Origin of the sequence: Paenibacillus plantiphilus (assembly GCF_927798095.1) — a bacterium.
In the GTDB taxonomy this organism is placed as follows: domain Bacteria; phylum Bacillota; class Bacilli; order Paenibacillales; family Paenibacillaceae; genus Paenibacillus_Z; species Paenibacillus_Z plantiphilus.
Genome location: NZ_CAKMMF010000042.1, coordinates 1 through 25773, shown reverse-complemented (window position 1 = coordinate 25773; position 25773 = coordinate 1). Strand labels below are relative to the sequence as shown.

Here is a 25773-nt window from a genome sequence, read left to right as displayed (position 1 = left end):
GTTTTTTTTATAAGAGGCTCAATAGCATCTAGAGGCTCAATATGCTAAACTACATAACATGACAATATGAATGATAATACGTATCAAAGCAGTATAAAAATACATAACAGAGAATGAGGGAAATTACCGACGTGAGCAAACATGACAATATTGCCGCAGCGGGTGCTGTGTATTATCTTTTTGGCGCCACAGGCGACTTAGCGCGACGGAAGCTTTTTCCTGCGCTTTTCAGCTTATATAAAGAAGGCAAGCTGGCTGAAGATTTTGCCGTTGTCGGTCTTGCTAGAAGACCGCGGACCAACGAGCAGTTTCGACAGGACTTGTATGAATCGATTGTTGAGTTTAGCCGCAATAAAGCTGATGACAAGCAATTGTGGGACAAGTTTGCCGAGCACTTTGAATACATGTCGCTGGACATTAACAATGTGGACGGCTTCCGCGAGCTTGGCAATCTGACGGAAAGACTGGACGCCAAGTTCAACATTCCGGGCAATCGCCTGTTCTATCTGGCGCTGGCGCCTGATCTGTTCGGGCCGGTATCCTTTAACCTGCGAGATGGCGGGTTATTGGAATCCAAAGGCTGGCATCGTCTCGTCATCGAGAAGCCGTTCGGCTATGATCTTCCTTCAGCACAGAAGCTGAATGAGCAGCTGTGCCAGGTTTTTAAGGAAGAGGAAATTTTCCGTATCGACCATTACCTGGGCAAGGAAATGGTTCAGAATATTGAAGTGATTCGTTTTGCAAATGCGTTCTTCGAACCGCTGTGGAACAACAAGCATATTGCGAATGTGCAGATTACATTGTCAGAAACGGTTGGCGTTGAAGAGCGCGGCGGCTATTACGACAAATCTGGCGCACTGCGTGATATGGTTCAGAATCATATGCTGCAAATGCTCGCGATGATCGCTATGGAGCCGCCAAGCAGGCTGCATCCGGAAGATATTCGTGATGAGAAGGTAAAGGCGTTGCGTTCCCTGCGTCCTTATACAACAAGCGAGGAAATTGATGCCAATGTTGTGCGCGGGCAATATTCGGAAGGTATGCTGAAGAGCAAGCCGCTGACCGGCTACAGACAGGAAGAATCGGTTAATTCGGAATCGGTTACGGAAACTTATTTTGCTGCACGCGTATTTGTCGATAATTTCCGTTGGGCTGGCGTGCCGTTCTATATTCGGACAGGCAAACGTCTGCCAGTTAAGACAACAGAGGTCGTTATCGAATTCAAGAACGTGCCGGACAATGTGCTGTTTGCCCGTCGTCATGACCTTTCGCCTAACCTGCTAGTTATCCGTGTTCATCCGATGGAAGGCATTTATATTAAAATAAATGCGAAGAAGCCAGGCGAGAATAATGTTGTTCAGCCTGTGTCGATGGAATTCTGTCAGAGCTGCATGATCGGCTTGAATACGCCTGAAGCCTATGAACGCTTGATCTATGATGCGACACGCGGTGAATCGACTTATTTTACCCGTTGGGATGAGGTTGCCCAAGCATGGTCTTTCGTTGACCGAATTGCAGATGCATGGCGCGAAGGAAGCGATAACCTGCAGTTCTATCCGGCAGGCTCATGGGGTCCTGAGAAGACTGATGAACTGCTGGCAAGCGATGGCTTCCACTGGTGGCCGGTTAATGGCCAGGACGAAGATAATGTGATCTGGATTTCTGGAAGTTCGAATTAGCGATACAGTTGAATAGCAGCGATCAAGGTGGGCGCTGGCATTACTGCATGAGTACAGTGGCATCGTCGATCCCTGAGTATGGGTTTTCGATTGACGATGTATCTGTACTTTTGCAGTAGAAACGACTATTAATTGTTTTGTCACTATTGGCCTCAGGATGGCAGCATGTTATCCGGAATTCACCGTATAATTTTTGAAGGAGGTTTCATTCATGAAGATTTATGATATTTCGACAACGATACAGTCCAGCATGCAGGTATACAAGAATAAGGAAGAGAAGAAACCAGGCTTCCGTAATATGTCGAATCACGACAACGGTCAGGCTGTCCATGAGTCCCGTATTGATATGGATGTCCATTGCGGCACTCATGTGGACGCGCCTCTGCACATGCTCAAGGATGGAGCTACGATTGAGACGATCGGGCTGGAGGAGCTTGTTGGCCAAGCGCGCGTCGTTGATTTGACCCATTGCCAGGAGTTCATCACTCGTGAAGATCTGGAGCCGCTTGGCTTGCAGAGCAATGAGTGGGTGTTGTTCAAAACACGCAGCTCGTTCAGCGAGGAATTCGATTTCAATTTCGTATTTCTGAGAGAAGACGGGGCACGTTATCTCGTTGAGCTGGGCATTCGGGGCGTAGGCACTGACGCTCTCGGTATCGAACGGGCACAGCCGGAGTATCCGACGCACCGTTCTCTGTTCCGCAGCAATATTATCATTGTCGAGGGCTTGCGCCTTAAGGATGTAGCGGAAGGCACTTATTTCATGGTCATTGCGCCGCTGAAGCTGACAGGTCTTGATGCTGCTCCTGCTCGCGCGCTCCTCATCGAAGGCATGTAAAAACGAAGGGAAACAATCATGAGCAAATCATTAAGCGAAGAAATACAACGTGAGGTAGAGAAGCGGCGGACGTTCGCTATTATCTCTCACCCCGATGCGGGTAAAACGACTTTAACTGAGAAGCTGCTCCTGTTCGGAGGAGCGATACGACTTGCAGGTACGGTTAAAGCTAGAAAAGCAAGCCGCCACGCGACAAGCGACTGGATGGAAATCGAGAAGCAGCGGGGCATCTCTGTTACTTCCTCGGTTATGCAGTTCGACTATTTGGGTCATCGCGTTAACATTCTGGATACGCCTGGTCACCAGGATTTCAGTGAAGACACCTATCGTACGCTGACTGCAGCGGATAGTGCGGTCATGCTTATCGACGTCGCGAAGGGCGTTGAGGCGCAGACTGTGAAGCTGTTCCAAGTATGCCGCAAGCGCGGTATTCCAATTTTTACTTTCATTAACAAGCTCGATCGTGAAGGCCAGAGCCCATTTGAGCTGATGGAAGAAATCGAGCGGGTGCTTGGCATTCGTTCTGTCCCTATGAACTGGCCAATTGGGATGGGGCGCGAGCTGTGCGGCGTCTATGACCGGATGAAGAATCAGGTCGAGCTCTTCCAGGGCGATGATCATTCTACAATAACTGTACGTCCGGTATCGGATTATAATGATCCGGTTATCCGTGAGATGGCAGGCGATTACTTGCATGAACAGCTTATTCAGGATTTGGAGCTGCTCGATGTTGCAGGCGACCAATTCGACTTTGAAAAGGTTCGTGCGGGTGAGCTGACTCCGGTATTCTTCGGAAGCGCTGTTAATAATTTTGGCGTGCAGACTTTCCTGGAGAATTTCCTGCAGCTGGCTCCTGTACCGACATCCCGTATAAGCACGACAGGGATGGTAGAGCCGACTAACGAGAAATTCTCTGGTTATGTGTTCAAAATTCAAGCGAATATGAATCCGGCTCACCGTGACCGTATCGCATTCCTGCGGATATGCTCCGGCCGCTTCGAGCGCGGCATGAGTGTTCGGCATGTTCGTGCAGGCAAGGAAATTAAATTGTCGCAGCCGCAGCAGTTTCTTGCGCAGGATCGGGATATTGTTGAATCCGCTTATCCGGGAGATATTATCGGCTTGTTCGATCCGGGTATCTTCCGTATTGGCGACTCGCTATCGCAAGGCAGTGACATTGTGTTCGATGAATTGCCGACCTTCTCACCGGAGCTGTTCGCTAAGGTTACGGTTAAGAATGCGTTAAAGCATAAGCAGTATCAGAAAGGCATTGACCAACTGACGGAGGAAGGAACGATCCAAGTGTTCCATACGACCGGCGGCTTCGATGAAATGATTCTTGGCGTAGTCGGCCAGCTGCAGTTCGAGGTAATGGAATACCGGATGCGTGCGGAATACGGCGTGGAAATCCAATTGCACCGCATGACCTTCCAGTTCGCGCGCTGGATTGTTGACGACAATATCGATCCATCCAAGTATCGGATTAATTCTACGCTTGTGAAGGATAAGAAGGGGAATTACGTCGCTCTGTTTGAGAATGAATATGCTATGCGGACGGCGATTGATAAGAACCCTACCTCGAAATTTTTGGAAATGGCACCTTAACGGATGAAAATATAACTGTAAAAAAGACCTCATCGCTTTGAGCTGTGACCCGCAGGATAGACACTTTGAATAAAGTGCCCATCCTCTGCGGGTCACCGTTCTCTTCTTGCGATTGAGGTCTTTTGTTGTATAGGTCTGCAATAAAATTTTCAAAGCTGCGATAGACGAGCAGCTTTGAAGGGTACATATTCCTTATGACTGCAAGTTCGATTCACATTTCTTCAATATTGGCACTTGCAGAAGCATGCGTCAGGATGTATGCGTGTACAATGGAAACAGGGCTGTTTTTATTTATGCTGAAGGGTGGAACTCATTCATGAACAACGTGCGAGTAGGGATGATTGGTTATAAGTTCATGGGCAAGGCTCACAGCAACGCTTATCGCGCGCTGCCTATGTTTTTCTCGAATGTGCTCCGGCCGGAGTTGAAGGCGATATGTGGACGTGATGCGCGGGGCGTTGAAGAGGCCAGAGAACGGTTCGGCTGGGAAAGCGCGGAGACGGATTGGCGCAGGCTGGTTGCTCGTGATGATATAGATCTGATTGATATTAGTGCGCCTAGCGATGTGCACAAGGAAATTGCGATTGCGGCGGCAGCTTCGGGAAAGCATATTTTTTGTGAGAAGCCGCTGGCGCTTAGTCTGGCTGATTCCATCGAGATGTTAAATGCGGCTGAGAAAGCCGGTGTCAAGCATATGGTCGGATTTAATTACCGGTTTGCTCCTGCGGTTCAGCTTGCCAAGAAGCTGATTACGGAAGGGCGAATAGGGCAAATTTATCATTTTAGAGGACAGTTTCTGCAGGATTGGATCGTGGACCCTGAGTTTCCGCTTGTATGGCGGCTGCAGAAGGAGATTGCCGGGTCCGGCTCGCACGGGGATCTCGGGGCTCATGTCATTGATATGGCGCGCTACCTGATTGGCGAATTTCAAGAGGTTATTGGGATGAGTGAGACCTTTGTGAAAGAGAGACCGCTGTCACTTACGACGGCTGGACTGCAAGAGCAAGGCGGCAGGAGCGGTCTGCGCGGACCGGTTACGGTCGATGATGCAACGCTATTTCTGGCGAGATTTGCAGGTGGGACGCTTGGCAGTATTGAAGCGACTCGCTTCGCTGCGGGGCATCGTTGTACGCATTCCTTCGAGATTAATGGCAGTAAAGGCAGCCTGAAGTTCGATTTTGAGCGTGTAAATGAGCTTCAGGTGTATTTCACGGATGATGCTGACGATGTGCAGGGCTTCAGGCGGGTGCTCGCAACCGACTCCGCGCATGCATACAGCGATGCTTGGTGGCCGCCTGGTCATGCGCTCGGCTATGAGCATACATTTACGCATGAGGTGCATGAATTGATGATGGCTATTGCGGAGAATCGCCAGCCTTGTCCTAGCTTCGAGGATGGCGCTGCTTGCCAGGCAGTTCTGGAAGCCGTAGATAAGTCCATTACGGAACGGCGCTGGGTCGCAATTTCGGAGCTGAGATAACATAGGGAGGTCCTTGAAGCTGTACCTGTCAGCAGGGAGCTTCAAGGACCTTGTATGGCTTGCAGTTCATGTTGGGAACGAATGGAACCAGTCAGAGCTTACTCGCGATTGCTTATACTGAATTTAGCTTGGACTTGGCGCAATGTTCTCATTGTTGTGGAAATTGTTGTACAGGGCATCGATCATTAGATGCTGGTTGGCTGCATTGCTTTGCTTCCATATAATTTCGAATAATACGCCTAGCCCTGGCAATGCGCGCTCGTCGTTGTCGATCGAGCCTTCGATGACATCCTTTAATTCCTCGCCTGACTTATCTTGAACCCGCTGAATAATGGCCTGCCGCAAATCTAGATTTTGCAAACGGATATCCCTCCATATTCGTTTTTCGCGTTTAATATATCCTGACGGCAGCAGTTTCATCCTCTTGGCTTTGTTTCTGATGAAGCCGCCTCCTATGCTATAATAAGGGGAAGGATTGCGTTTGATCATGGATAAGGGGTGTCGGATATTGGCCAAGAAGCAATTTGCAGTCATTGGAATGGGACGTTTCGGTTCGAGTGTAGCGGATGCATTGTCCAAGCTCGGCTTTGAGGTGCTTGCCATTGATGTGAGCGAACAGAGAATTCAAGAAGTCTCCGGAACGGTTACTCATGCTGTATCCGCAGATACAACGGACGAAGAAACGCTTCGCGCGCTCGGCATTCGCAACTTTGATGTCGTCGTTGTCGCGATCGGCGCAGATATACAGGCAAGCATTCTGACAACGCTGATCTTGAAGGAGCTCGGTGTGCCGAGATTAATTGTGAAGGCGCAAAACGAGCTTCATGGCAAAGTGCTCAGCAAAATCGGCGCAGACAAAGTGGTGTTCCCAGAGCGTGATATGGGATTGCGTGTCGCTCATCATTTAATTTCCCCTAACATCCTTGATTATATCGAGCTCTCGGATGACTATAGTATCATTGAGATGAAGGCCCCTCGCCAATTCATAGGAAAGAATCTGAAGCAGCTTGATGTCAGGGCGAAGTTCAAATGCAATGTAATGGCAATTAAAACAGGTGTCAAAATGAACATTTCTCCTTATGCAGAGGATATCATTCATGAGGACGATGTGCTTGTCATTGTAGGGAAAAACAATGATTTGACCAATCTAGAAATCGCATATGCGGAAGGCTGATATATACGGTGCGTAGACATATAAACAGTATTACCTCACTTCAGAATGAGAAAGTTAAGGCGATGGCTGGCTTGCTTGATAAGAAGCATCGTGACAGAAACGGCAAATTTATCGTTGAGGGCGTTCATTTGGTACAGGAGGCTCTGCTTGCTGGCGCACAAGTGGATACTGTCGTCTTCGATGCGGAGCGGGGCATGCCGAAGGAGCTTGAAGCGCTGCTTCAAGAGGCGAAGTGCGAGCTCGTTGAAGCTTCGCCTGCCGTCATGGCCAAATGCACGGGAACGGATACGCCGCCGCCGATATTTGGTGTTGTAGCGAAGTTTGAACGGGACGCTTCTTCATTGTTTATGGACAATTCGCTTGTTGTCGTTCTTGACGGAGTGCGTGATCCCGGCAATGTCGGAACGATTATTCGAAGCGCAGATGCGGCGGGTGCGGATGCGGTGGTATTGGGAAGAGGCTGTGTTGATCTGTACAATCCGAAGACGGTACGTTCGACGATGGGGTCCCTGTTCCATTTGCCTATTGTCGAGGCTGAGCTTGCTACGCTGCTGCCTGAGGCGAAGAGTCGTGGTATTCGGCTCGTTGGCACAAGTCTTCAAGCATCGAGCACATGCTATAGCTATGATTGGCGCAGATCGAGCTGGCTACTGCTGGGCAATGAATCGAATGGTTTGTCATCAGAATCGCTCCAAATGGTGGAGGAGAATGTGATCATCCCAATGCGCGGCGGCTCGGAATCGCTTAATGTTGCGATGGCCGGGACTGTGCTGCTGTATGAGGCGATGCGGCAGCGGCATTATGCGGAGCACTGAACTGAAACAGGTCGAGTTTTAACACGAATCGAGACTGATTTTAAAGTAAGTTTGAGACTTATATCATCATTATGTGACAACCAAATGGCGTCTATTTCCTTGATTTACAGGGGGGTGTCGCCATTTTTTGCATATACATTTTCTTGATCTTTTCTCCCCAATCAAGTATGTACAACCAAATCCACTGTTTATTAGAACAAGCGAATCTTCTGATGATCCTCTACTGACTACTATTCTTTTTCTAACAAATTAAACTAAAAGAAAATAAAGTGCGGGTGATTTTTTAGCGGAGGTTTTAGATAGATATATTGAGGAGGATCAAAATATGTTTGAGAAGTCGAGCATGGATGATTTGATTGATCGAGAAAGAGATACTGATTCTTCTTTAATCGTAATAATGTGTGGAATAGCTGGTTCGGGAAAAACAACCTTCTCTCAAAAATTAGAAAAGGATGGTTTCGTACGTCTTTCTATTGATGAGGAAGTATGGACTGCAAATGGTCGCTATGGAATTGATTATCCAGTTGAAAAATATAGGGAGTATTTGGATAAAGCGCATATAAGATTACGCAGCAAGTTAGTAAAGCTAATTGAAGATAACAAACAGGTTGTTGTTGACTCTAGTTTTTGGCAACGGTCAGAAAGAGATGAGTTTAAACAGTTTATTGAAAACTCTGGAGGTACATGGAGGCTTATTTATTTGAAAGTACATCCTGATGAACTGCGAAAGCGCCTTAAGATACGAAGCCAACGCTTTGATGCAAATGCAGCTTTTACTATTACTGAAGAGATTTTAACAACCTTTCTTAATGGATTTGAAGAACCAAGAAATGAGGGGGAAATTGTTATAGCAGATTAGATGACAAGTTCCATATACCATTAAGGGAAAATTGATTACGGCTTATACAATATGTCGGGCAATGTGTGGGAATGGTGCTCCTCCGATTGGTTCATTCCTCGCTATCATCATGAAACGGCCGCAGTGAATCCCGAATTTACGATTCCAACGGGGAGAAGGTCGATGAGAGGCGGCTCTTGCCTGTGCTATCGGTCTTATTGCAACTACTATCGCGTAAGCGGCCCGAAGCGCCAATACACCAGAGGGCTCGACGGGCAGCTGCGGGTTCCGCGTTGCGGCAGAATGGAAGTGAAGCTGCTGCGTGGCTGGGCGCGCGTCATGCATTGGTAATGACGAATGCTGAATTAGAAATATCCGCTAAACGAGGCGGACAGGAATCTCCTTCGCCAGCCGGACGCAATTGCGTCCGGCTCTCTTGGCTTCGTATAACGCTGCGTCAGAGTCACGGAGCAAGGCTTCGAGCGTATCGCTTTGCTCGGAATATTGGGCGGCTCCGAAGCTGGAGGTCACCTTGATCGTTCCATACTTCGTGGAGAGTGGCGAGCGCTCCAGCTTGGTCCGAATTCGTTCTGCCAGCTCGCCAGCCTCGCGCAGTGACGCGGACGGCAGAGCAAGAACAAACTCTTCGCCGCCATAACGGGCGAACAGCATCTCCGGAGCGATAATCTGCTGGCATACGTTTACGACATGGATAATGACCTGGTCGCCCGTCTCATGCCCATAGGTGTCGTTGACATGCTTGAAAAAATCAATATCGAACAGAATGAAGGATACCGGCTCGCTCCGGTGCCGGGCCTGCTGCAATATTTCTTTGCTGCGGTGAATGAACTGGGTGCGATTATAAATTTTGGTCAGGCCATCATAATAGGCCATCTCCTTTAATTGATCCTGCAGCAGCTTCTGCTCCGTCACTTCAATAAGCATCAGAAGACTTCCCGCCAGCTCGCCGTTCCGGCTTCTCACCTGAGAGGAACGGATTTGATAAAAGGCGACCGCTCCGTTCTCCGCTGTAATCTGCACTTCCTGCATACTGTTCGGGCGCCGGACGTCGGGGAAAGGCGAGCCGGTCAGCTGCTGCCAGCTGTCATCCAGCTTTTTGCCGATCCATCCGTTATTAAGCCGGGGCAGCATTCTGCTTACAGCTCCATTGAAATCAATCAGCCGGTCTGCAGAATCGAGGACGATAACCCCTTCCCGCATACTCTCAAAAATACTTTCCTTGGCAATAGGAACTACGGTCAGCATCCGGGTCGTCAGGATGGCCCATATATACATAGCGGAGGTTATGCTCATCATGAATGGCACCGGGTCTGTCCCTCCAGGGGTGAGCCCCATCAGATAGACAAAGGCGGAGATCATCGGAATAAATTGTCCGCATATAAGCGTCGCCAGCTGCTTGCGGTAAATTTTCTTGGTTTTTGTCCACTGTCTGGACAGCAGAATGACTCCCGCCAGCAGACAGCTGAACGTAAAGATGCCGTGTACGATATACCATTCCCCGATCACGACCTCAACGAATGGAAGCGAAGTATCCTCTCTGAATTTCATTGATTTATAGAATAAATGATGAAGGTCATTCGTCGATACTAAAGCCATCGTAATGACCGGGATGACGAACAAGGCTGCGGACAAGACGCGTGAGACAGACTTGCCGATGTACCGTAGAATAAGCTTCAAGCCCAGCACTGGCGCGAAGGCGATGCCGATATATTCCAGTATCGTCCAGCGCTTGATTTCTACTAGCGTGTCGCTTGACAATTGAAAAGCGTAAGCAAAAATATAAATGGCCTGAACCGCGATATAAATCATGAACGTACTCGCGCCGGGCATTTCCTTTCTGCGGAAATAAGCGTAAATACCGATAAAGGAACAGAGGACGCCCGAGACCGCAATTAAAGAGATGTACATTGTAAGTTGGGATCCCATAATGTTATTGTTTCCCCGCTGTCATATTGATTTGTTAGATTTCACATGGCTCCTGAATGCCGGTCTATGAAAATTACGTCGGATAATCTAATGGTAACATAACAAATGCGCAAACTATAGCCCCGATTTCGAGACAAGAATCGGCCCATTTTCTGTGTCTGGACAGCAGAACGGCCAGCGGCTGGTATATCAGGAAATAAAAAAAATCCGTCCCTCTTCCATATCCGGGAGCTGCGAGCGGATATGCAGAGGGGCGGCGTCATAGGGCATACAATTTCTAGCTGTTCGTTTCCGCTTTTGATACCGATTGCTTCCCCTGCCCCATAGAGATGAAGAAGCTGAGCAATAGAATCATGGCGGCCAAAATATACGGATAATTGAGATTCACATCGAACAGGAAGCCTGCCACCGCAGGCCCGGCAATATTGCCGAGGCTTGTAAAGGCCGAGTTGAGGCCGGCAACATAGCCTTGCTGGTCGGCTGCCATTTTGGACATTTGGGTGCCGATCGCCGGACGCAAAATATCGATGGATAAAAATACGAAAAATGTAGCCGCGAACACGGTCCAGAAGCCGCTGGCAAGCAGTGTCAGGAGAATGAACAGACCGGCCATAATGAGGCAGACGGAGATGACCCGTTTCTCGCCAAAGCGGTTCAGAATCCATCCGAATATGGTAGCCTGCACTACAGCGCCGGCAATGGAGCCGAACGTTATAATATAGGCAATGTCTTTGGGCGTGAAGCCGAACTTGTGATCGACAAACAGACCGAAGATCGTCTCATAATTTGCAAGACCGAATGACATGACAAAAACGATAACCAGACTGATGAAATAAGGCTCGCGGTACGAACGCAGCAGCTGGGCGATCAGATTGGGCTGGCTATCCTGCACCGCAGCGATCCGTTTGCGTTTATCCGCAGGCAGCGATTCCGGCAAAATAATAGCAGTTATTAATGCGGCCGCAAGACCCGCGACTGCTGCCGCATAGAAAGGAACGCGCACCCCGTATTCAGCCAGAAACCCGCCGATCCCGGGACCTATAATAAACCCCGTTGTTATAGCCGCATTAATGAATCCCATGCCCTGCGCCCGCTCTTCGGTGGAAGTGACATCCGCCGCATAGGCCATTACAGCCGGCATAATAAGCGCTGCGCCGACGCCTCCGAGCATCCGCGACATGAACAGCAGAGCAGGCGAGCTGACGGCTCCGAACATCCATTCGGAGAGCGCGAAGATAATCATGCCGAACACGATGATCCGCTTCCGTCCGAATTTGTCCGACAGCCTGCCTGCCTTGGGCGAGAACAAAAGCTGGGTTAGCGAAAATGCCGCGACCAGCAGTCCTACAATGCTGCCGCTGATATTGAGGTCGGTCATATATTGGGGAACAACCGGTATAACAAGGCCGATTCCCATGAAGATTAGAAAAATATTAATCATAAGCAGCAGAATGGAGCCTCTGTTTCTAAGAAGTAGTGACATGAATGCTGATCCTCCAATAATTATACTGAATATTCATTTTATATTATGGCCTGAATGAAGCGCCTATAGTCATTGACCAGAGGCTTCATGATTGAAATCTCTGAATGAACGAAGGCGCTTGGAACAGATGCTGACTAGTTATTGGAAACAGGATTGTCGGCAGATTTGGCCACGCCATGGAGAAACACCTTGACCGCCATCCGGTGCAGCTCCAGCGTCTCCTCCTGGGTCAATTGGCGCGTAATCTGGCTCAGCCCGTACATTAGGCTATCAAGAATAATGGCAAGGTTCTCTACATTATGTGCCTCGAATTCCCCGTTCTCAATTCCTTGCCTGAGCAGTCCTGCATTGAATTGGAGATGCCCCTCGACCATCTCGGCGATTCGCTCCTGCACATCGCTGGCCTTCTCTGCATTGTTGAAAAACTCGTCTGCGGCTTTGGTGAGGGGGTGATTCAAGTTGTCCAGCGCCAACTGCTCGGCCAGCCCGTACAGCTTGTCAGTCGTTGTCAGATAGGACTGCTCCCGTTCCTTCCAATTCTGATCCCATTCATGGTCCCACTCGTTCATGAGATAGAAAAACAGACCTTCCTTGCTCTTGAAATGGTAGTAGATGTTCCCCGCACTGCTTCCCGTGGCATGGACTATATCTTCAATGGAGGTGGCCTTGTAGCCCTTCTGCACGAATAGCGCTCTTGCGGCGTCAGCAACTCGTTTCTTCGTTTGCTCGCTCTGATGCTTCTTTTTATTCATCCCCACGCACTCCAATTCCATGACGATCCCGAACGGGTCCCCATAATACTGAATATTTATTCTGTATTTTAACGCGAACCGTTAGATTATGCAATAATTGATAGCCTTCGTCGTTTTCGAGGCGTTAAAATTTCGAGTCTGTCTATAGATTTATATGCAAGTTTTCTGTAAAATAAAGTGAAAATGAAGCATGTGCGGGGTGTACAGATGAAGTGGATCACATTGCTCGATCATGAATTAATGAACATTCGATTGGATCAAGGGGATAACAGCTTGCTGTTGGAAGTTAATGGAGGTGGCATCTCGCCGGAATATGTTACGGTGCGTCTAGGTATTGATGAGGTAAGTAAGCTAGAAGATGTGTTAAAGGATTATAGGAATCGGATTAGTAGCGTTACTGGCAAGCAGACAAAAAACGGGTTGAAATCGGACTGATTTCTAACCTGTTTTTTCATTGATAGGTCCAGCATAAATGGCATCTCTACCGTGAAAGTCCGAATAGGGCTGGCAAGCGAGGGGGAAAGCTGTTCATATCTGGGGGGCCTGAGTAAGGATAAAACCGAAAGGAGCTTGCCCACAATTTGCTGAAGAAAAGGCTTTCAGATAGATTGACAAACCGACTAATGGCATCTTATAATTACTAATAACGAAACACCGTTCCTTAATACGGAACAGAGTGAGAGGTGAAGCATGGCGAGCCAATCGATTCAGTCTGTACAAAGAGCTTTGAGTATATTGGAGATTCTCAGGAATCATCCCGATGGTCTGGGCGTTACTGAAATTTCCAATCGATTAGATGTAGCGAAGAGTACTGCTTTCAGGTTATTGTTCTCACTGCTGGAAGAGGGCTATGTTCAAAAGGATGATCAAACGGATCATTACCGGTTGGGTTTAAAGCTGCTGCAGCTCGGCAATGAAGTTGCGAAATCAATGGATTTAAGACGTTTGGCAACCCCTTATTTAAAAAGGTTGGTGGACTTAACAGGCGAAACAACACACTTGGCGGTCTATGAAAAAGGGGAAGTTGTTTACATCGACAAGCTTGAAAGCTCTGCGACCATTAGAATGTACTCCCAGGTTGGTTTGCGTGCCCCTGCTCATTGTACAGGATTAGGCAAGGCAATGCTATCAGGCCTTCCAGATGAGGAAATCGACCGTGTCATTGAGACAAAAGGATTGCAGAAATTCACTGAAACGACCTTAATAACTAGAGGGCAACTAATGGAAGCGCTTAAAGAAGCTCACCGGAACGGTTATGCCTTTGATGATGAAGAACATGAACGCGGAGTTCGTTGTGCTGCCGCTCCGATATTTAATTTTGAGAATAAGGTAATCGCAGGTATAAGTGTTGCAGGTCCAACTACTCGTATATCGCAAGAGCGCATGAGACAGATCGGGCCGCAAGTGAGTCAAATTGCGAAGGAGATTTCTAGAGAAATGGGATTTTAAAATCATTTTCCCTCTCTCTTTTTATTTTAACCATATATTAGAACGATGTTCCGTAATACGGAACAGTGAATAAATCCTTTTTAAGGAGGTGATTATGTAGAAGGGGTTCAACATTAGAGTGTCATTGCAGAAAAGATTAAAAATCCTTCAAAACAAAAAGAGGAGTGTCGATCTAAATGAAACGATTCAAGCTTTTCACGATGCTGTTAATTACGCTGTTAATTGTAAGCGCTTGTAGTAGCGGTAATTCAAATAAAGATAACGAAGTTGCAGCTCCTTCCGATAATCCTGGTGAAGTATCCGGAGATATTACGGTTTGGGCATGGGCCCTTGAAGCGGAATACTTATCAAAAACGGTTATTCCGGCGTTCACTGCAGAATATCCAAATATTAAGGTGAACATGGAAACGATCGGTAATGACCAGATTTATGATAAATTAACGGCCGGTCTTGCTGCCGGTGGATCAGGTCTTCCAGACGTTACACAGATTGCGGTCAATAAACTGCCTACGTTCGTGAATCAATTTCCAAAAGGATTTCAGGAAATATCCAACTTGGGTTTTGACAAGCACATCGGTGATTTCCCGGAATCAACCATTGAAGCTGTAAAGAATCTGGATGGCAATGTGATTGCTTTCCCGCGTGATTTGGGCCCGGTGTCTGTATTTTATCGGGTGGATATATTTGAACAAGCTGGTGTAGATCCGTCCACAATTGTGACGTGGGATGACTATATCGCTGCCGGTAAGGTAATAAAGGAAAAGACAGGCGTTTCGATGATCGGTAACCGGATAGGGAACCAAGACGATATCCTCCGTATTATGCTGCAGCAGCAGGGCAAATATTACTTCGATGCTGAAGGGAAAATTGATGTCAATACGGTTGAAATGAACAGAGCGCTGGCCAAAATTCAAGAAATGAATGAAACGGGTATTTTGTTGAATACTTCAAACTGGGATGGACAGGTCGCGGCAATGAAAAACGGTAAAGTGGCTACCAACCCGGATGCTGTCTGGTGGAGCGGCACGATGCTGGATCAAATGCCGGAACTCTCTGGCAAGTGGGGTACATTCCCGCTGCCGGTATTTAAAGAAGGCGGAGTGCACGCTGCCGATAATGGCGGTTCTGCTCTGACGATTCTTTCGTCCTCCAAAAATAAAGAAGCCGCGTATCTGTTCTCTGAGTTTGCTTCGGCAAATACAGATATGCAATTGAAAGCATTGGAGAATCACGGCTTGTTCCCAGCGTACAAAGCTGTGTATGACGAACCTTATTTCAACCAAAATCAGGAATACTTTAATAATCAGCCTGTATTCAAGCAATTTGCTGAAGTGGTGAAAGAGATTCCGCCAGTTAACTTTACGGAAAGCAATCTGGTGGCCAGACAAGTTGCGACTGACCAATTAAGCGCATTGATTCTGGAAGGCGCTTCGCCGGAAAAGGTTATCGATAATATGAAGAAACAAATGGCGCAGCAAACCGGAAGAGAAGCCAATTAATTAACGAGTAAGACAGGGAGAGTCATCGGCAAGCAATAGGTTATTGATGCCGATGACTTACCTGAAAGCATTCGAATTCATGCGTTCATGAATTCGGGGAGGAGAGTCTGGTTTATGCAGTATTCTTTAGCCGAAAATAATGAGCCTGAAGGTAGCGGGCAAGTGAAGGGCAAACAAAAAAAGAAATTCGTAACAGCAAAAACGATGCCTTATCTATTACTGGCTCCAATACTCATTTTATTTTCGATTTTCTATGTTTATCCGATTATCTACTCCGTACTATTAAGTTTTCAAACAAGAGTACGCGGAGAATATGTATTTGCCGGTTTGAAAAACTATTCAAGATTGATTGAGGACCCTATATTTTATAAAGCTCTGGGGAATTCCATGATCATCTTGGTTATTCAAGTTCCTTTGATGCTTACGCTGGCTGTTCTGATGGCGGTAGCTTTAAATTCTTCATTCTTGAAGCTGAAGGGATTATTCCGAATCGGATTTTTCTCGCCCGTCCTTACCTCGTTAGTAGCGGCATCGGTTATTTTCATGCTGCTCCTGAATAAAGATTATGGACTGTTTAATTATGTAATAACTTCGATTGGCTTTCAGCCAATTGGCTGGCTTTCTGACGGGTATTGGCCGCTGGTGACGCTCATCATTGTAACCACTTGGCGGTGGGCAGGGTACAACATGGTTATTCTATTGGCGGGACTGCAGAATATATCCAATGATTTGTATGAAGCCGCAAGTATAGATGGGGCCAGCAAGGTCAAACAATTCTTTTATATTACGCTTCCGCAATTAAAGCCTGTATTATTGGTCACGTTTATTATGTCGACAATCGGAAGTTTTCAATTGTTCGATGAGCCATATACGTTGACCGGCGGAGGGCCGAACAATCGAACGCTGACGTTGACGTTGTACCTTTATCAACATGGATTTACGTATTTTGATTTTGGTTATGCATCTGCGATCACTTATGCTGTCGTTCTTATTGTTGCCATCCTATCCATTGTGCAATTTAAGCTGGCAGGTGAAAAAGAATGAAACAGAGTAACCAGACTTTAAAGAAAACGTTGTTGTATCTCGCTCTGATCATCGGTGTTCTGATTACAATCATCCCTTTTTATTGGATGATTATCGGAGCAACCAATAAGTCGGGAGATGTGTTTAACATCCCGCCGACATTTCTGCCAGGATCGAATCTGTTAGAGAACTTAACGAATTTGAATGAATCCATTCTAATTTGGAAATCGTTATTCAACTCTTTGTTCATTGCAATTACGTACACACTCATTGGGTTGGTTTTATGTGCGGCAGCAGGATATGCGTTTGCGAAATTTGATTTCAAGGGAAGAAATGTCATCTTCGTTATATTGATCCTGTCGATGATGATCCCATATCAAGCGACCATCATCCCGTTGTTTCAGTTGTTTGCGAAATTGGATTGGATGAACACGTATTCCGCCGTTATTTTGCCGCAGCTTGTTTATGTATTCCCGATCTTCTTAATGAGGCAAAATATGAAGGCGTTGCCGGATTCGTTGATAGAGGCGGCAAGAATCGATAGTGCGGGAGAATTTTATATTTTCTTCCGAATTGCGCTGCCTACGATGAAGCCTGCTCTAGCGGCCGTTGCGATATTCTTGTTCAACCATCAATGGAACAATTTCATGTGGCCGTTGGTCGTTATGAATACGAAAGATATGTTCACATTGCCGGTAGCTCTCTCGACATTGGCTGGACAAGACAGTATTGATTATGGCCAAGCGATGTTGGGTACGACCATATCGGTGTTGCCCGTAATCGTTATTTTCTTATTCATGCAAAAACATTTTGTCTCCGGCATTCTCGGCGGAGCGGTTAAGGGATAGCAGGGAGGAATGACATTGGCTACTAAGGACTGGGAGAATCTGAATGTCCTTCAACGGAACCGGTTGCAGGATCATGCATATTTTATTCCCTATTCAGATAAAGAGAGTGCGTTATCCATGGCAAGAGGCAGCTCCAGCTTTGTAAAGCTATTAAACGGCACATGGAAATTTTATTATTCGGATCGTGAGAACGCAGCCTCCAGGCAGTTCTACTCCGAAACTTATGATGATAGCGGTTGGGATGAATTAGCCGTCCCGTCTTCCTGGCAAATGCATGGATATGGCAAGCCGCATTATACGAATCAGGCTTATCCGTTTCCGGTGGACCCTCCGAAGGTGCCGAGTGAAAATCCGACCGGCTGCTACAGCAGAACATTTTTTGTGCCGGGCGATTGGCTGGACAGGAAGCTTGTATTGCGGTTCGAAGGCGTCGACAGCGCCTTTCATGTCTGGATTAATGGACAGGAGGTCGGCTACAGCCAAGGCAGCCGTATGCCTTCAGAGTTTGATATTACACCGTTCATTCGTGAAGGGAATAATAAAATAGCTGTTCGAGTCTATCAATGGTCGGATGGTAGTTACTTGGAAGATCAGGACATGTGGTGGTTAAGCGGGATTTTCCGTGATGTGTATTTGTTGGCACTGCCGAAAATTCATATTCAAGATCTGTTTGTCAAAACAAAGCTTGATGGGAACTATGAGCATGCAACGATCGAAGTGACAACCGCCATTGAGATTGGCGAGAATGCGCTTGATTCTATTGTGCAGCTAGAGCTGCAGCTGTTAGATTCCGAGAATCAGCCTGTGAGCATTGAAAACGGTGGAGATGTATGGTCTGGACATGTCAATCAGCGGTTGATAATGGCAGAGATGACGGTAACACGTCCGAATAAATGGTCGGCTGAGCACCCTTATTTATATACATTGTTAGTGACATTAAAGGACCAGAATAATGATGTCATTGAAGTAGTGCCTATTCGAGTCGGGTTCCGCCATGTTGAACTGAAGGACGGTCTGTTGCTAGTGAATGGAGCGCCGATTAAGCTGAAAGGCGTCAATCGTCATGAGCATCATCCTGATCTGGGTAGAGCGGTCCCGCTCGAATGGATGATTGCTGACGTCCAATTGATGAAGCAGCATAACATTAATGCGGTTCGAACGGCTCATTATCCGAATGACCCAAGGTTCTATGACCTGTGCGACGAGTACGGACTTTATGTCATAGATGAAGCGGATATCGAATGTCATGGTTTTGTGCTGACGGGCAATATCAGTGAAATCAGTGATGATCCCGCTTGGAAAGACGCCTATATGGACAGAATGCAGCGAATGGTCCATCGGGACAAAAACCACCCATCCATTATTATGTGGTCGCTTGGCAATGAGTCCGGATATGGCGAGAATTTAAAGGCTATCGCGGATTGGACAAGGGAATATGATCCGACCAGACTTACGCATTACGAAGGGGAATGCAGAGTCATCCTGCGGGAAGAAAGCTTCTATGATCCCAAGCGTGAGCCGGAAGCATCGGATGTCTTCACGACGATGTATACTGCGATTGATGTGCTTGGTCAGTTGGGGAGAAGAACGGATTTAACGAAGCCGCATATTTTGTGCGAATATGCCCATGCGATGGGGAACGGCCCCGGAAGCTTGAAGGAATATTGGGAAACGATCTATCAATATGACCGGCTTCAAGGCGGCTTTGTATGGGAATGGATGGATCACGGTATTCGCCAATTTACTGAAGATGGTCAGGAATTCTTTGCCTATGGCGGAGATTTCGGAGATTCGCCGAATGATTCCAACTTCGTCATCGATGGTCTTGTCATGTCGGACCGAACCCCTTCACCTGCGCTCATGGAGTATAAGAAGGTGATTGAACCGGTCAAAGTAAACGCGGTCGATCTAAGGGAAGGCAAGATTTCGATAACGAACCATTATGATTTCCGCTCGCTTGCGCATCTGCATGCCAGCTGGTCTATCATGTCTGAAGGCAAAGTGATAGATGGCGGCATCATAACGAATCTTGACGTGAAGCCAAGAGAGAGTCAGGTCATTTCCTTGCCGATCGATATGAGCAAATGTAAGGGAAACGATGGTTGGCTGAATATCAGGTTCACATTGGCAGCTGATACCGCGTGGGCTAAGGCCGGATTCGAAATCGCTTGGGCGCAGTTGGAATTGCCTGTCGTCAAAAGCGAAGAAACAAAGCTTTCGTTCGCAAGCTGTCAGCCATTAAAGGTAGAAGATGCTGAAGATCGCTTGATGGTTGAGGGCGAGGATTTCAGCTTAACGATGAACAAGCATAATGGAAAACTGCAGGAATGGATCTATCAAGGGGATAGTCTGATCGAGCAAGGTCCTCAATTCAACCTGTGGAGAGCTTCCATTGATAATGATTTGTGGGCGCAAGAGCATTGGAAGGAAATTCCATCCATTGTGGAATGGAAGGAATACGGCTTGCATTGGCTGCAGCATCGGATGGACCGGATTGAGCATACGCTCTCGGCAGACAAGAATGCTGTTGAGATACGAGTCATTACGCGAGTTGCTCCTCCGATTCTCAAATGGGGGATTGTGATCACCTATACGTACACGGTCTATTCGAGCGGAGACCTGTTCATCGAAGTGAAGGGAGATATCCAGGGAACACCTCCTGCGACATTCCCGAGAATCGGGCTCAATCTGGAGATTCCGAAGACATTCGATGAAGTGGCCTGGTATGGCTGCGGTCCGGGAGAGTCTTATGCGGACAGCAGGGAAGCCAATCCTATCGGCCTCTGGATGAAAAAAGCGGACGAGCTGCATACGCCATATGTTTATCCTCAGGAAAACGGCAACCGCCATGATGTCAGATGGGTTTCTTTCACCAATCCGCATGGACAGGGCTTTGTCGTAATCGGGCAGCCGAAATTGGATTTTGGCGCGAGCTATTACACAATGGACAATCTGGATCAAGCGAAGCATACCTATGACCTGATCAAACAGGAGTTCATAACGGTCCATCTGGATCATCGGCAGCATGGACTAGGCTCGTCCAGCTGCGGCCCCGATGTGTTGGATCAATATAAGCTGGAGAGTGGGAATTTCGAATTTGCGATGCGTTTGAAACCATACTCCAATCGTTTCACTACTCCCTTTGAACTAATGAAACAGACCACTCGCGAATGATGCGATGCGATGGATAGGAGAGATATAGATGACGAGCGTACTGGATATTATACGACAACAAAAAATTATCTCGGCGATCAGAGTTCAATCCGAAGAACATATCGCAGAGGTTGTGGCGAGCTTGTACAGCGGCGGTGTGAAGGTCATTGAAATTACGATGAACACCCCGAATGCTCTGAATCATATTGAGAAAATTAAAGAGAATCATCCCGATGCAATAATTGGTGTCGGTACGGTTCTGGACGCGGAAACTACCCGGTCGGCGATTATGGCCGGCGCTTCCTTCTTGTTGTCGCCGCTGTTGAATAAAGAGGCGCTTCAGATGGCGAATCGCTACAATGTTCCTTTTATCCCTGGTGTGTTGACACCGACAGAGATTATAACGGCGTATGAATATGGCGCCAAAGCGGTGAAAATTTTCCCGATCAGCTCTTTAGGACCGAAATACTTGAAAGATATTTTAGCCCCTTTGCCGCATGTGGAGATCGTCCCTATGGGAGGAATTACAGCAGATAATGCCAAGCAATATTTGGAGGCCGGGAGCTTAGCGCTAGGAATGGGTTCGACATTAGTGAACGATCAGCTTATTAAGGAAGGCAATTTTCTTGAAATTGAAAGTCGCGCCAGACAGCTTGTCGGTATTGTCGACCAATTTAACCGTGAAACATCGGACACACTTTGAATATGAGCGGTGGTAACTATGTATATTATAACCATTGATGCGGGAACAACGAACACAAGAATTTATTTAGTAGAAGACTCCGAGTATTCAATTATTGATTTGGTCAAAAAAAATGTCGGAGTGAAAAATACTGCAATCCATGGATCGGCTGATGAGCTGAAGCGGGAGTTATCCAGTGGAATAGAAGAGATCCTCCGTCGCAACGATTGCGAGCCGAAGGATATTGCTTATATCGCGGCTGCCGGGATGATTACTTCAAATCTGGGTATCGTACAGGTTCCTCATGTTATGGGTCCATGTCAAAAGGCTGACTTCTCAACCGGCTCGATAGTGAAGCAGCTGCCGGAGTTTCTTAATATCCCATGCATTTTTATCCCTGGCATGAAAAACTCATTTTCCCGCGAACCGCAATTATCGTTTGGCGAGCAGTTGGATAAACTGGATGTGATGCGGGGCGAAGAGGTGGAGACCTTCGGATTAATCCGTCAGCTTGACTTATCAGGCAAGGGGATTATGATTCTGCCGGGCTCGCATACGAAATATGTAATGACGGATGACGGTGAAATCTTGTCCTGTCTGTCCACATTAAGCGGAGAAATGCTGTACGCGATTCAGAAGGATACGATTTTATCAGACTCGATAACGAAAGAGCTTATCGAGACAACGGATACGGATGCGTTAATTCAAGGGTTTCATTCCAGCCAAAGAAATGGGTTGGCGCGCACATTATATCAACTTCGGCTGCTGCAATTATTCGAGAAGATGGATCACAATCAACGGGCTAACTTTTTTGTCGGCGCCGTGCTGGCCTCCGATATTCTTTCATTTCAGTCCTTGTACGACGAGTTGAAGCCGGATTGGATTGTCGTTGGAGGCAATAATCCTTTACGCGGGTCTTTTGCACATATTCTAAACTATTTGCAGTATCCAAATGTAATTGAAGCAACAGATGAACAGGTGGCAAAGTGTACGATCATCGGAGCGGTTGAAATCGGCAATTTGAAAATGGATCAGATGGCGAATTGGGCAACATAATCAATAGCTATGCAGAGGCGGGTATGAGGATGAAGATTACGGGTTATGAGCTGTTTACAGTGCCTCCCAGATGGCTGTTTTTGAAAATTGAAACGAGTGAAGGCATTGTCGGATGGGGAGAGCCTGTCATTGAGGGCAAGGCGCACACGGTCAAGGCGGCGGTTGAAGAGCTGATGCAATCGCTCCACGGGAAAGATCCGCTTCATATCGAGGATCATTGGAATATGATGTATCGTTCGGGATTTTACCGGGGCGGCGCGATCCTGATGAGCGCCATTGCAGGCATTGACCAAGCGCTGTGGGATATTAAAGGGAAATATCATCAAGCCCCGGTTCATGAATTAATGGGCGGCGCTTGCCGCGATTCGATCCGCGTCTATTCCTGGATTGGAGGCGACCGTCCGGCTGATGTTGGACAGGCAGCCAAAGATGTTGTCAATGCCGGATTTACAGCGGTTAAGATGAACGGAACCGAGGAATTGCAGTATGTTGATTCGTATGAAAAAATCGATCAGGTTGTCGAGCGAATCGCAACCGTTCGGGAAGCGGTCGGCAAAGGAATCGGGATCGGCATTGATTTTCACGGAAGAGTGCATAAGCCAATGGCCAAAATTCTGGCCAAGGAGCTGGAGCCGTACCGTCCAATGTTCATCGAGGAGCCTGTTCTTCCTGAGAATAATGAGGCGTTAAGAGATATCGCGAACAGCACGCATATCCCGATTGCTACAGGGGAAAGAATGTTCTCAAGATGGGATTTCAAGTCGCTTCTGGCTGATGGTTATGTTGATATTATTCAACCGGATGTGTCCCATGCCGGAGGGATAACAGAAGTGAAGAAAATTGCCTCGATGGCGGAAGCATACGATATAGCACTGGCTCCGCATTGCCCTCTTGGCCCGATTGCCCTTGCCGCTTGCTTGCAGGTGGACGCGACCTCGCATAATGCGTTTATTCAGGAGCAGAGCCTGGGCATTCATTACAATGCCGGCAATGATATTCTCGATTATATTAAGGATCGAACTGTGTTCGACTATAACGACGGCTATGTGAAAATTCCTAAAGGCCCCGGTCTGGGGATTGAGATTGACGAGGATTATGTGCGGGAAAGAGCGAAAGTCGGCCACAATTGGAAAAATCCGGTCTGGCGCCATCGTGACGGATCAATTGCGGAGTGGTAGGAGTCAAATTGCTGGGGGAGGTACGGCCGAATGTCTAAATCATTAACGTTAAATGAATTAAGATTAGGTGTTTGCTATTACCCTGAACATTGGGATGAAACCATATGGCCGGACGATTTTCAAAGAATGCGCGAGATGGGCATTTCCATTATACGGATCGGTGAGTTCGGTTGGTCGCTTATGGAGCCGGAAGAGGGCGTGTTTGACTTTAGTCTGTTTGACAGAGCGGTCAATCTCGCCGCCAAATTCGGATTGCAGGTGATCATGGGGACGCCGACAGCTACGCCGCCTGCTTGGCTGACCCAGCGTTACCCGGAAGTGTTGAATGCATCCCATGACGGGACCGTATATCAGCATGGGGGACGCCGGCACTATAATTACAGCAGTACAAAGTATCGGGAATTATGTGCCGTCATTACGAGGAAACTGGCGGAAAATTATAAGGATCATCCTGCGATTATCGGCTGGCAGATCGATAATGAGCTGAATTGCGAGGTCAACGTTTTTTACGCGGATGCGGATCATCGGGCATTCAGAGAATGGCTGAAGAAGAAGTACGGCACTTTAGACCAGCTAAATCATGCGTGGGGTGCGACTTTTTGGAGCCAAACCTACACAGATTGGGAGCAGGTACATCTGCTGCGTCCGACGGCATCCAATTCGCCTAATCCGCATCAAGCATTGGATGAGAAACGGTTCATATCTGACAACACGATCTCGTTCGCCAAATTGCAGTCGGATATTTTGCGCGAGGTTGTTCATAATCAATGGGTAACGACGAACACGCTTTTCGGACATTTGAACTATCACGAGCTTACAGGAGAAGCATTGGACTTCTTATCCTATGATTCCTATCCTTTGTTCTCGACAGTACGCCCGGAGCCGGGTGATAATCCATTGCTGGACAGAAAGTGGAGCATGAATCTATCGGCTGTTCGGTCCATATCGCCTAACTTCTGTGTCATGGAGCAGCAAGCCGGTCCTGGCGGATGGGTGAATCGGGTAGGGGTTCCGTCGCCCCGGCCGGGACAGCTCCGATTATGGACGTATCAGTCAATCGCGCATGGCGCCGATTTGATTTCTTATTTTCGCTGGAGAACGGCAACGGTTGGCACAGAAATGTATTGGTTTGGCATTAATGACCATCATAATCAATCGAACCGCAGGATCGAGGAGCTTCAAAGGGTTGGAGTGGAATGTGCAACAATCGGCGGCAAAATTGCCGGAACCCGATATGCGGCGAAGATTGCGATCGTCAGAGATTATGACAATGAATGGGACGGAGAGCTGGATAATTGGCATGGTCCGATGGACAAGCAAAGTTCGCTTGAATGGTTCAAGGCGCTGCAATATTCGCACATTCCAACCGACTTCCTATATCTTCATTCGGGGATTACTTTGGAGGAAATGCTGAAATACGAGGTCCTCGTTTATCCGCATCCTGCTATTATGACAGAGGAAACGGCCGAGTTAATGAAGCAATATGTGCAGCGCGGCGGGACGGTTATTTTCGGATGCCGTACAGGTTACAAAGACGAGTTCGGCCATTGCAATATGCGGCTATCACCTGGTCCGGTTGCCGAGCTATGCGGCATAGCTGTGGAAGATTTCACGCATGTGATTCCTTCGGAGGAAGCGACACAAATTCATTTTAGCGGTGGGCAAGACGCTTATACGGCCGACTTATTTAATGAGGTGATTCGTCTGGAATCCCCTTCGGTAGAAGTGATGGCGGAGTATTCTTCAAAGTATTATAAGGGGAAGCCTGCTCTGACCAGAAATAAAGTCGGCGATGGATATGCGTGGTATTACGGAGCTTCATTTAATCAATATGTGATCTATGAAATGATCGCGAGGTTAGGGATACAGTCTCCGATTCAAGAGCATTGTATCGTTCCTAAGGAAGTGGAAGTCAGCATACGCCAATCCGGGGATCGAAAGTTATTATTTCTGCTTAATTTCAGCAGTGATTCAGCGGAGATTACGTTCAAACACCAGGTAGAGGATATTCTGACTCAACAGCAGCACACTGGGACGATTATGCTCGAACCTTATGGGGTTATTATTGTAGAGATAACAAGTTGAAAGAAGAGGGGAGAAGCCCCTCAGATTGTCGAGAAGCCCACGTCTTTTCCAAGACGTTCGGGTTTCTCTTTATTGTGCGCCACGCATGGCGCGTAGCTAGGCGGTGAAAGTCCGCTATGGGGGCTGGCAGTTGCCAACCATTAGCCAAGAGCAAGGGTGTCCATCGTGAGGTGGAATCTGAAGGAAGCT

The 25773-nt window shown here is 47.5% G+C and carries 21 protein-coding genes and 1 pseudogene; 18 read left to right on the top strand and 4 right to left on the bottom strand.

The window, feature by feature from the left end:
* The first annotated feature begins 131 nt into the window (after window positions 1–131).
* The 4 genes from zwf to L6H65_RS24520 all read left to right on the top strand — a co-directional run bounded on the left by zwf (window position 132) and on the right by L6H65_RS24520 (window position 5602).
* Complete coding sequence (gene zwf, locus L6H65_RS24535; RefSeq protein ID WP_236346750.1) at window positions 132–1679, top strand: glucose-6-phosphate dehydrogenase; 1548 nt, start codon at window positions 132–134, stop codon at window positions 1677–1679.
* 211 nt (window positions 1680–1890) lie between these two features.
* Window positions 1891–2517: a cyclase family protein gene (locus L6H65_RS24530; RefSeq protein ID WP_236346747.1), complete on the top strand. Its 627-nt coding sequence runs from the start codon at window positions 1891–1893 to the stop codon at window positions 2515–2517.
* A gap of 18 nt (window positions 2518–2535) precedes the next feature.
* Window positions 2536–4122: a peptide chain release factor 3 gene (locus tag L6H65_RS24525; protein ID WP_236346744.1), complete on the top strand. Its 1587-nt coding sequence runs from the start codon at window positions 2536–2538 to the stop codon at window positions 4120–4122.
* A gap of 316 nt (window positions 4123–4438) precedes the next feature.
* Window positions 4439–5602 carry a Gfo/Idh/MocA family protein gene (locus L6H65_RS24520; protein ID WP_236346741.1) on the top strand — a complete coding sequence of 388 codons (1164 nt, stop codon included), beginning with the start codon at window positions 4439–4441 and terminating at the stop codon, window positions 5600–5602.
* A 123-nt stretch (window positions 5603–5725) separates the two neighbouring features.
* Here the strand turns inward: L6H65_RS24520 and sspI are convergent, their stop codons facing one another.
* Window positions 5726–5962 (bottom strand): small acid-soluble spore protein SspI, encoded by a 237-nt coding sequence (sspI, locus tag L6H65_RS24515; RefSeq protein ID WP_236346738.1) that lies wholly within the window; start codon window positions 5960–5962, stop codon window positions 5726–5728.
* 148 nt (window positions 5963–6110) lie between these two features.
* On the opposite strand from sspI, the gene L6H65_RS24510 reads away from it, so the two are divergent.
* The 4 genes and pseudogenes from L6H65_RS24510 to L6H65_RS24495 all read left to right on the top strand — a co-directional run.
* Window positions 6111–6776, top strand: a complete 666-nt coding sequence (locus L6H65_RS24510) for a potassium channel family protein (RefSeq protein WP_290370475.1) — start codon at window positions 6111–6113, stop codon at window positions 6774–6776.
* Between the two features lie 8 nt (window positions 6777–6784).
* Entirely contained in the window at window positions 6785–7591 is an 807-nt protein-coding gene (locus L6H65_RS24505) for a TrmH family RNA methyltransferase (RefSeq protein WP_371877763.1), read from the top strand.
* A 325-nt stretch (window positions 7592–7916) separates the two neighbouring features.
* Window positions 7917–8450: a P-loop nucleotide/nucleoside kinase family protein gene (locus tag L6H65_RS24500; protein ID WP_236346732.1), complete on the top strand. Its 534-nt coding sequence runs from the start codon at window positions 7917–7919 to the stop codon at window positions 8448–8450.
* A gap of 36 nt (window positions 8451–8486) precedes the next feature.
* A pseudogene (locus tag L6H65_RS24495) lies at window positions 8487–8742 on the top strand (formylglycine-generating enzyme family protein); the annotation flags it as partial.
* Between the two features lie 65 nt (window positions 8743–8807).
* On the opposite strand, the gene L6H65_RS24490 reads toward L6H65_RS24495, so the two are convergent.
* From L6H65_RS24490 to L6H65_RS24480, 3 genes are all read right to left on the bottom strand, one after another.
* Window positions 8808–10376 carry a histidine kinase N-terminal 7TM domain-containing diguanylate cyclase gene (locus L6H65_RS24490; protein WP_236346729.1) on the bottom strand — a complete coding sequence of 523 codons (1569 nt, stop codon included), beginning with the start codon at window positions 10374–10376 and terminating at the stop codon, window positions 8808–8810.
* 277 nt (window positions 10377–10653) lie between these two features.
* Window positions 10654–11859: an MFS transporter gene (locus tag L6H65_RS24485; protein ID WP_236346726.1), complete on the bottom strand. Its 1206-nt coding sequence runs from the start codon at window positions 11857–11859 to the stop codon at window positions 10654–10656.
* 134 nt (window positions 11860–11993) lie between these two features.
* Window positions 11994–12611: a TetR/AcrR family transcriptional regulator gene (locus L6H65_RS24480; protein ID WP_236346724.1), complete on the bottom strand. Its 618-nt coding sequence runs from the start codon at window positions 12609–12611 to the stop codon at window positions 11994–11996.
* A gap of 207 nt (window positions 12612–12818) precedes the next feature.
* Between L6H65_RS24480 and L6H65_RS24475 the strand changes: the two genes are divergently transcribed.
* The 10 genes from L6H65_RS24475 to L6H65_RS24430 all read left to right on the top strand — a co-directional run bounded on the left by L6H65_RS24475 (window position 12819) and on the right by L6H65_RS24430 (window position 25584).
* Window positions 12819–13046, top strand: a complete 228-nt coding sequence (locus L6H65_RS24475) for a hypothetical protein (RefSeq protein WP_236346720.1) — start codon at window positions 12819–12821, stop codon at window positions 13044–13046.
* A 255-nt stretch (window positions 13047–13301) separates the two neighbouring features.
* Window positions 13302–14060: an IclR family transcriptional regulator gene (locus tag L6H65_RS24470; RefSeq protein WP_236346717.1), complete on the top strand. Its 759-nt coding sequence runs from the start codon at window positions 13302–13304 to the stop codon at window positions 14058–14060.
* A gap of 176 nt (window positions 14061–14236) precedes the next feature.
* Window positions 14237–15559 (top strand): ABC transporter substrate-binding protein, encoded by a 1323-nt coding sequence (locus tag L6H65_RS24465; RefSeq protein WP_236346714.1) that lies wholly within the window; start codon window positions 14237–14239, stop codon window positions 15557–15559.
* Window positions 15560–15673: 114 nt separating this feature from the next.
* Window positions 15674–16603 carry a carbohydrate ABC transporter permease gene (locus tag L6H65_RS24460; protein ID WP_236346712.1) on the top strand — a complete coding sequence of 310 codons (930 nt, stop codon included), beginning with the start codon at window positions 15674–15676 and terminating at the stop codon, window positions 16601–16603.
* On the top strand, window positions 16600–17430 hold the full coding sequence (locus L6H65_RS24455) for a carbohydrate ABC transporter permease (protein ID WP_236346709.1): 831 nt from the start codon (window positions 16600–16602) through the stop codon (window positions 17428–17430). The genes L6H65_RS24460 and L6H65_RS24455 overlap by 4 nt, the downstream gene beginning before the upstream one ends.
* 9 nt (window positions 17431–17439) lie before the next feature.
* Window positions 17440–20604, top strand: coding sequence for a beta-galactosidase, LacZ type (gene lacZ, locus L6H65_RS24450; protein ID WP_236346706.1), 3165 nt, complete (start codon window positions 17440–17442; stop codon window positions 20602–20604).
* 28 nt (window positions 20605–20632) lie between these two features.
* Window positions 20633–21286, top strand: a complete 654-nt coding sequence (locus tag L6H65_RS24445; RefSeq protein ID WP_236346702.1) for a bifunctional 4-hydroxy-2-oxoglutarate aldolase/2-dehydro-3-deoxy-phosphogluconate aldolase — start codon at window positions 20633–20635, stop codon at window positions 21284–21286.
* 18 nt (window positions 21287–21304) lie between these two features.
* Window positions 21305–22321: a 2-dehydro-3-deoxygalactonokinase gene (locus L6H65_RS24440; RefSeq protein WP_236346701.1), complete on the top strand. Its 1017-nt coding sequence runs from the start codon at window positions 21305–21307 to the stop codon at window positions 22319–22321.
* Between the two features lie 29 nt (window positions 22322–22350).
* Window positions 22351–23499 (top strand): galactonate dehydratase, encoded by a 1149-nt coding sequence (gene dgoD / locus L6H65_RS24435; RefSeq protein ID WP_236346699.1) that lies wholly within the window; start codon window positions 22351–22353, stop codon window positions 23497–23499.
* 30 nt (window positions 23500–23529) lie between these two features.
* The gene (locus L6H65_RS24430) at window positions 23530–25584 is read left to right on the top strand and encodes a beta-galactosidase (RefSeq protein ID WP_236346697.1); all 2055 of its coding nucleotides are present in this window, start codon (window positions 23530–23532) and stop codon (window positions 25582–25584) included.
* The last annotated feature ends 189 nt before the right edge of the window (window positions 25585–25773 follow it).

Coding starts and splice junctions, on each gene's coding strand:
- L6H65_RS24530 (WP_236346747.1), top strand. CDS start 1,891: ATGAAGATTTATGATATTTCGACAACGATACAGTCCAGCATGCAGGTA.
- L6H65_RS24525 (WP_236346744.1), top strand. CDS start 2,536: ATGAGCAAATCATTAAGCGAAGAAATACAACGTGAGGTAGAGAAGCGG.
- L6H65_RS24520 (WP_236346741.1), top strand. CDS start 4,439: ATGAACAACGTGCGAGTAGGGATGATTGGTTATAAGTTCATGGGCAAG.
- L6H65_RS24500 (WP_236346732.1), top strand. CDS start 7,917: ATGTTTGAGAAGTCGAGCATGGATGATTTGATTGATCGAGAAAGAGAT.
- L6H65_RS24490 (WP_236346729.1), bottom strand. CDS start 10,376: ATGGGATCCCAACTTACAATGTACATCTCTTTAATTGCGGTCTCGGGC.
- L6H65_RS24485 (WP_236346726.1), bottom strand. CDS start 11,859: ATGTCACTACTTCTTAGAAACAGAGGCTCCATTCTGCTGCTTATGATT.
- L6H65_RS24480 (WP_236346724.1), bottom strand. CDS start 12,611: ATGAATAAAAAGAAGCATCAGAGCGAGCAAACGAAGAAACGAGTTGCT.
- L6H65_RS24475 (WP_236346720.1), top strand. CDS start 12,819: ATGAAGTGGATCACATTGCTCGATCATGAATTAATGAACATTCGATTG.
- L6H65_RS24470 (WP_236346717.1), top strand. CDS start 13,302: ATGGCGAGCCAATCGATTCAGTCTGTACAAAGAGCTTTGAGTATATTG.
- L6H65_RS24465 (WP_236346714.1), top strand. CDS start 14,237: ATGAAACGATTCAAGCTTTTCACGATGCTGTTAATTACGCTGTTAATT.
- L6H65_RS24460 (WP_236346712.1), top strand. CDS start 15,674: ATGCAGTATTCTTTAGCCGAAAATAATGAGCCTGAAGGTAGCGGGCAA.
- L6H65_RS24455 (WP_236346709.1), top strand. CDS start 16,600: ATGAAACAGAGTAACCAGACTTTAAAGAAAACGTTGTTGTATCTCGCT.
- lacZ (WP_236346706.1), top strand. CDS start 17,440: ATGACATTGGCTACTAAGGACTGGGAGAATCTGAATGTCCTTCAACGG.
- L6H65_RS24445 (WP_236346702.1), top strand. CDS start 20,633: ATGACGAGCGTACTGGATATTATACGACAACAAAAAATTATCTCGGCG.
- L6H65_RS24440 (WP_236346701.1), top strand. CDS start 21,305: ATGTATATTATAACCATTGATGCGGGAACAACGAACACAAGAATTTAT.
- dgoD (WP_236346699.1), top strand. CDS start 22,351: ATGAAGATTACGGGTTATGAGCTGTTTACAGTGCCTCCCAGATGGCTG.
- L6H65_RS24430 (WP_236346697.1), top strand. CDS start 23,530: ATGTCTAAATCATTAACGTTAAATGAATTAAGATTAGGTGTTTGCTAT.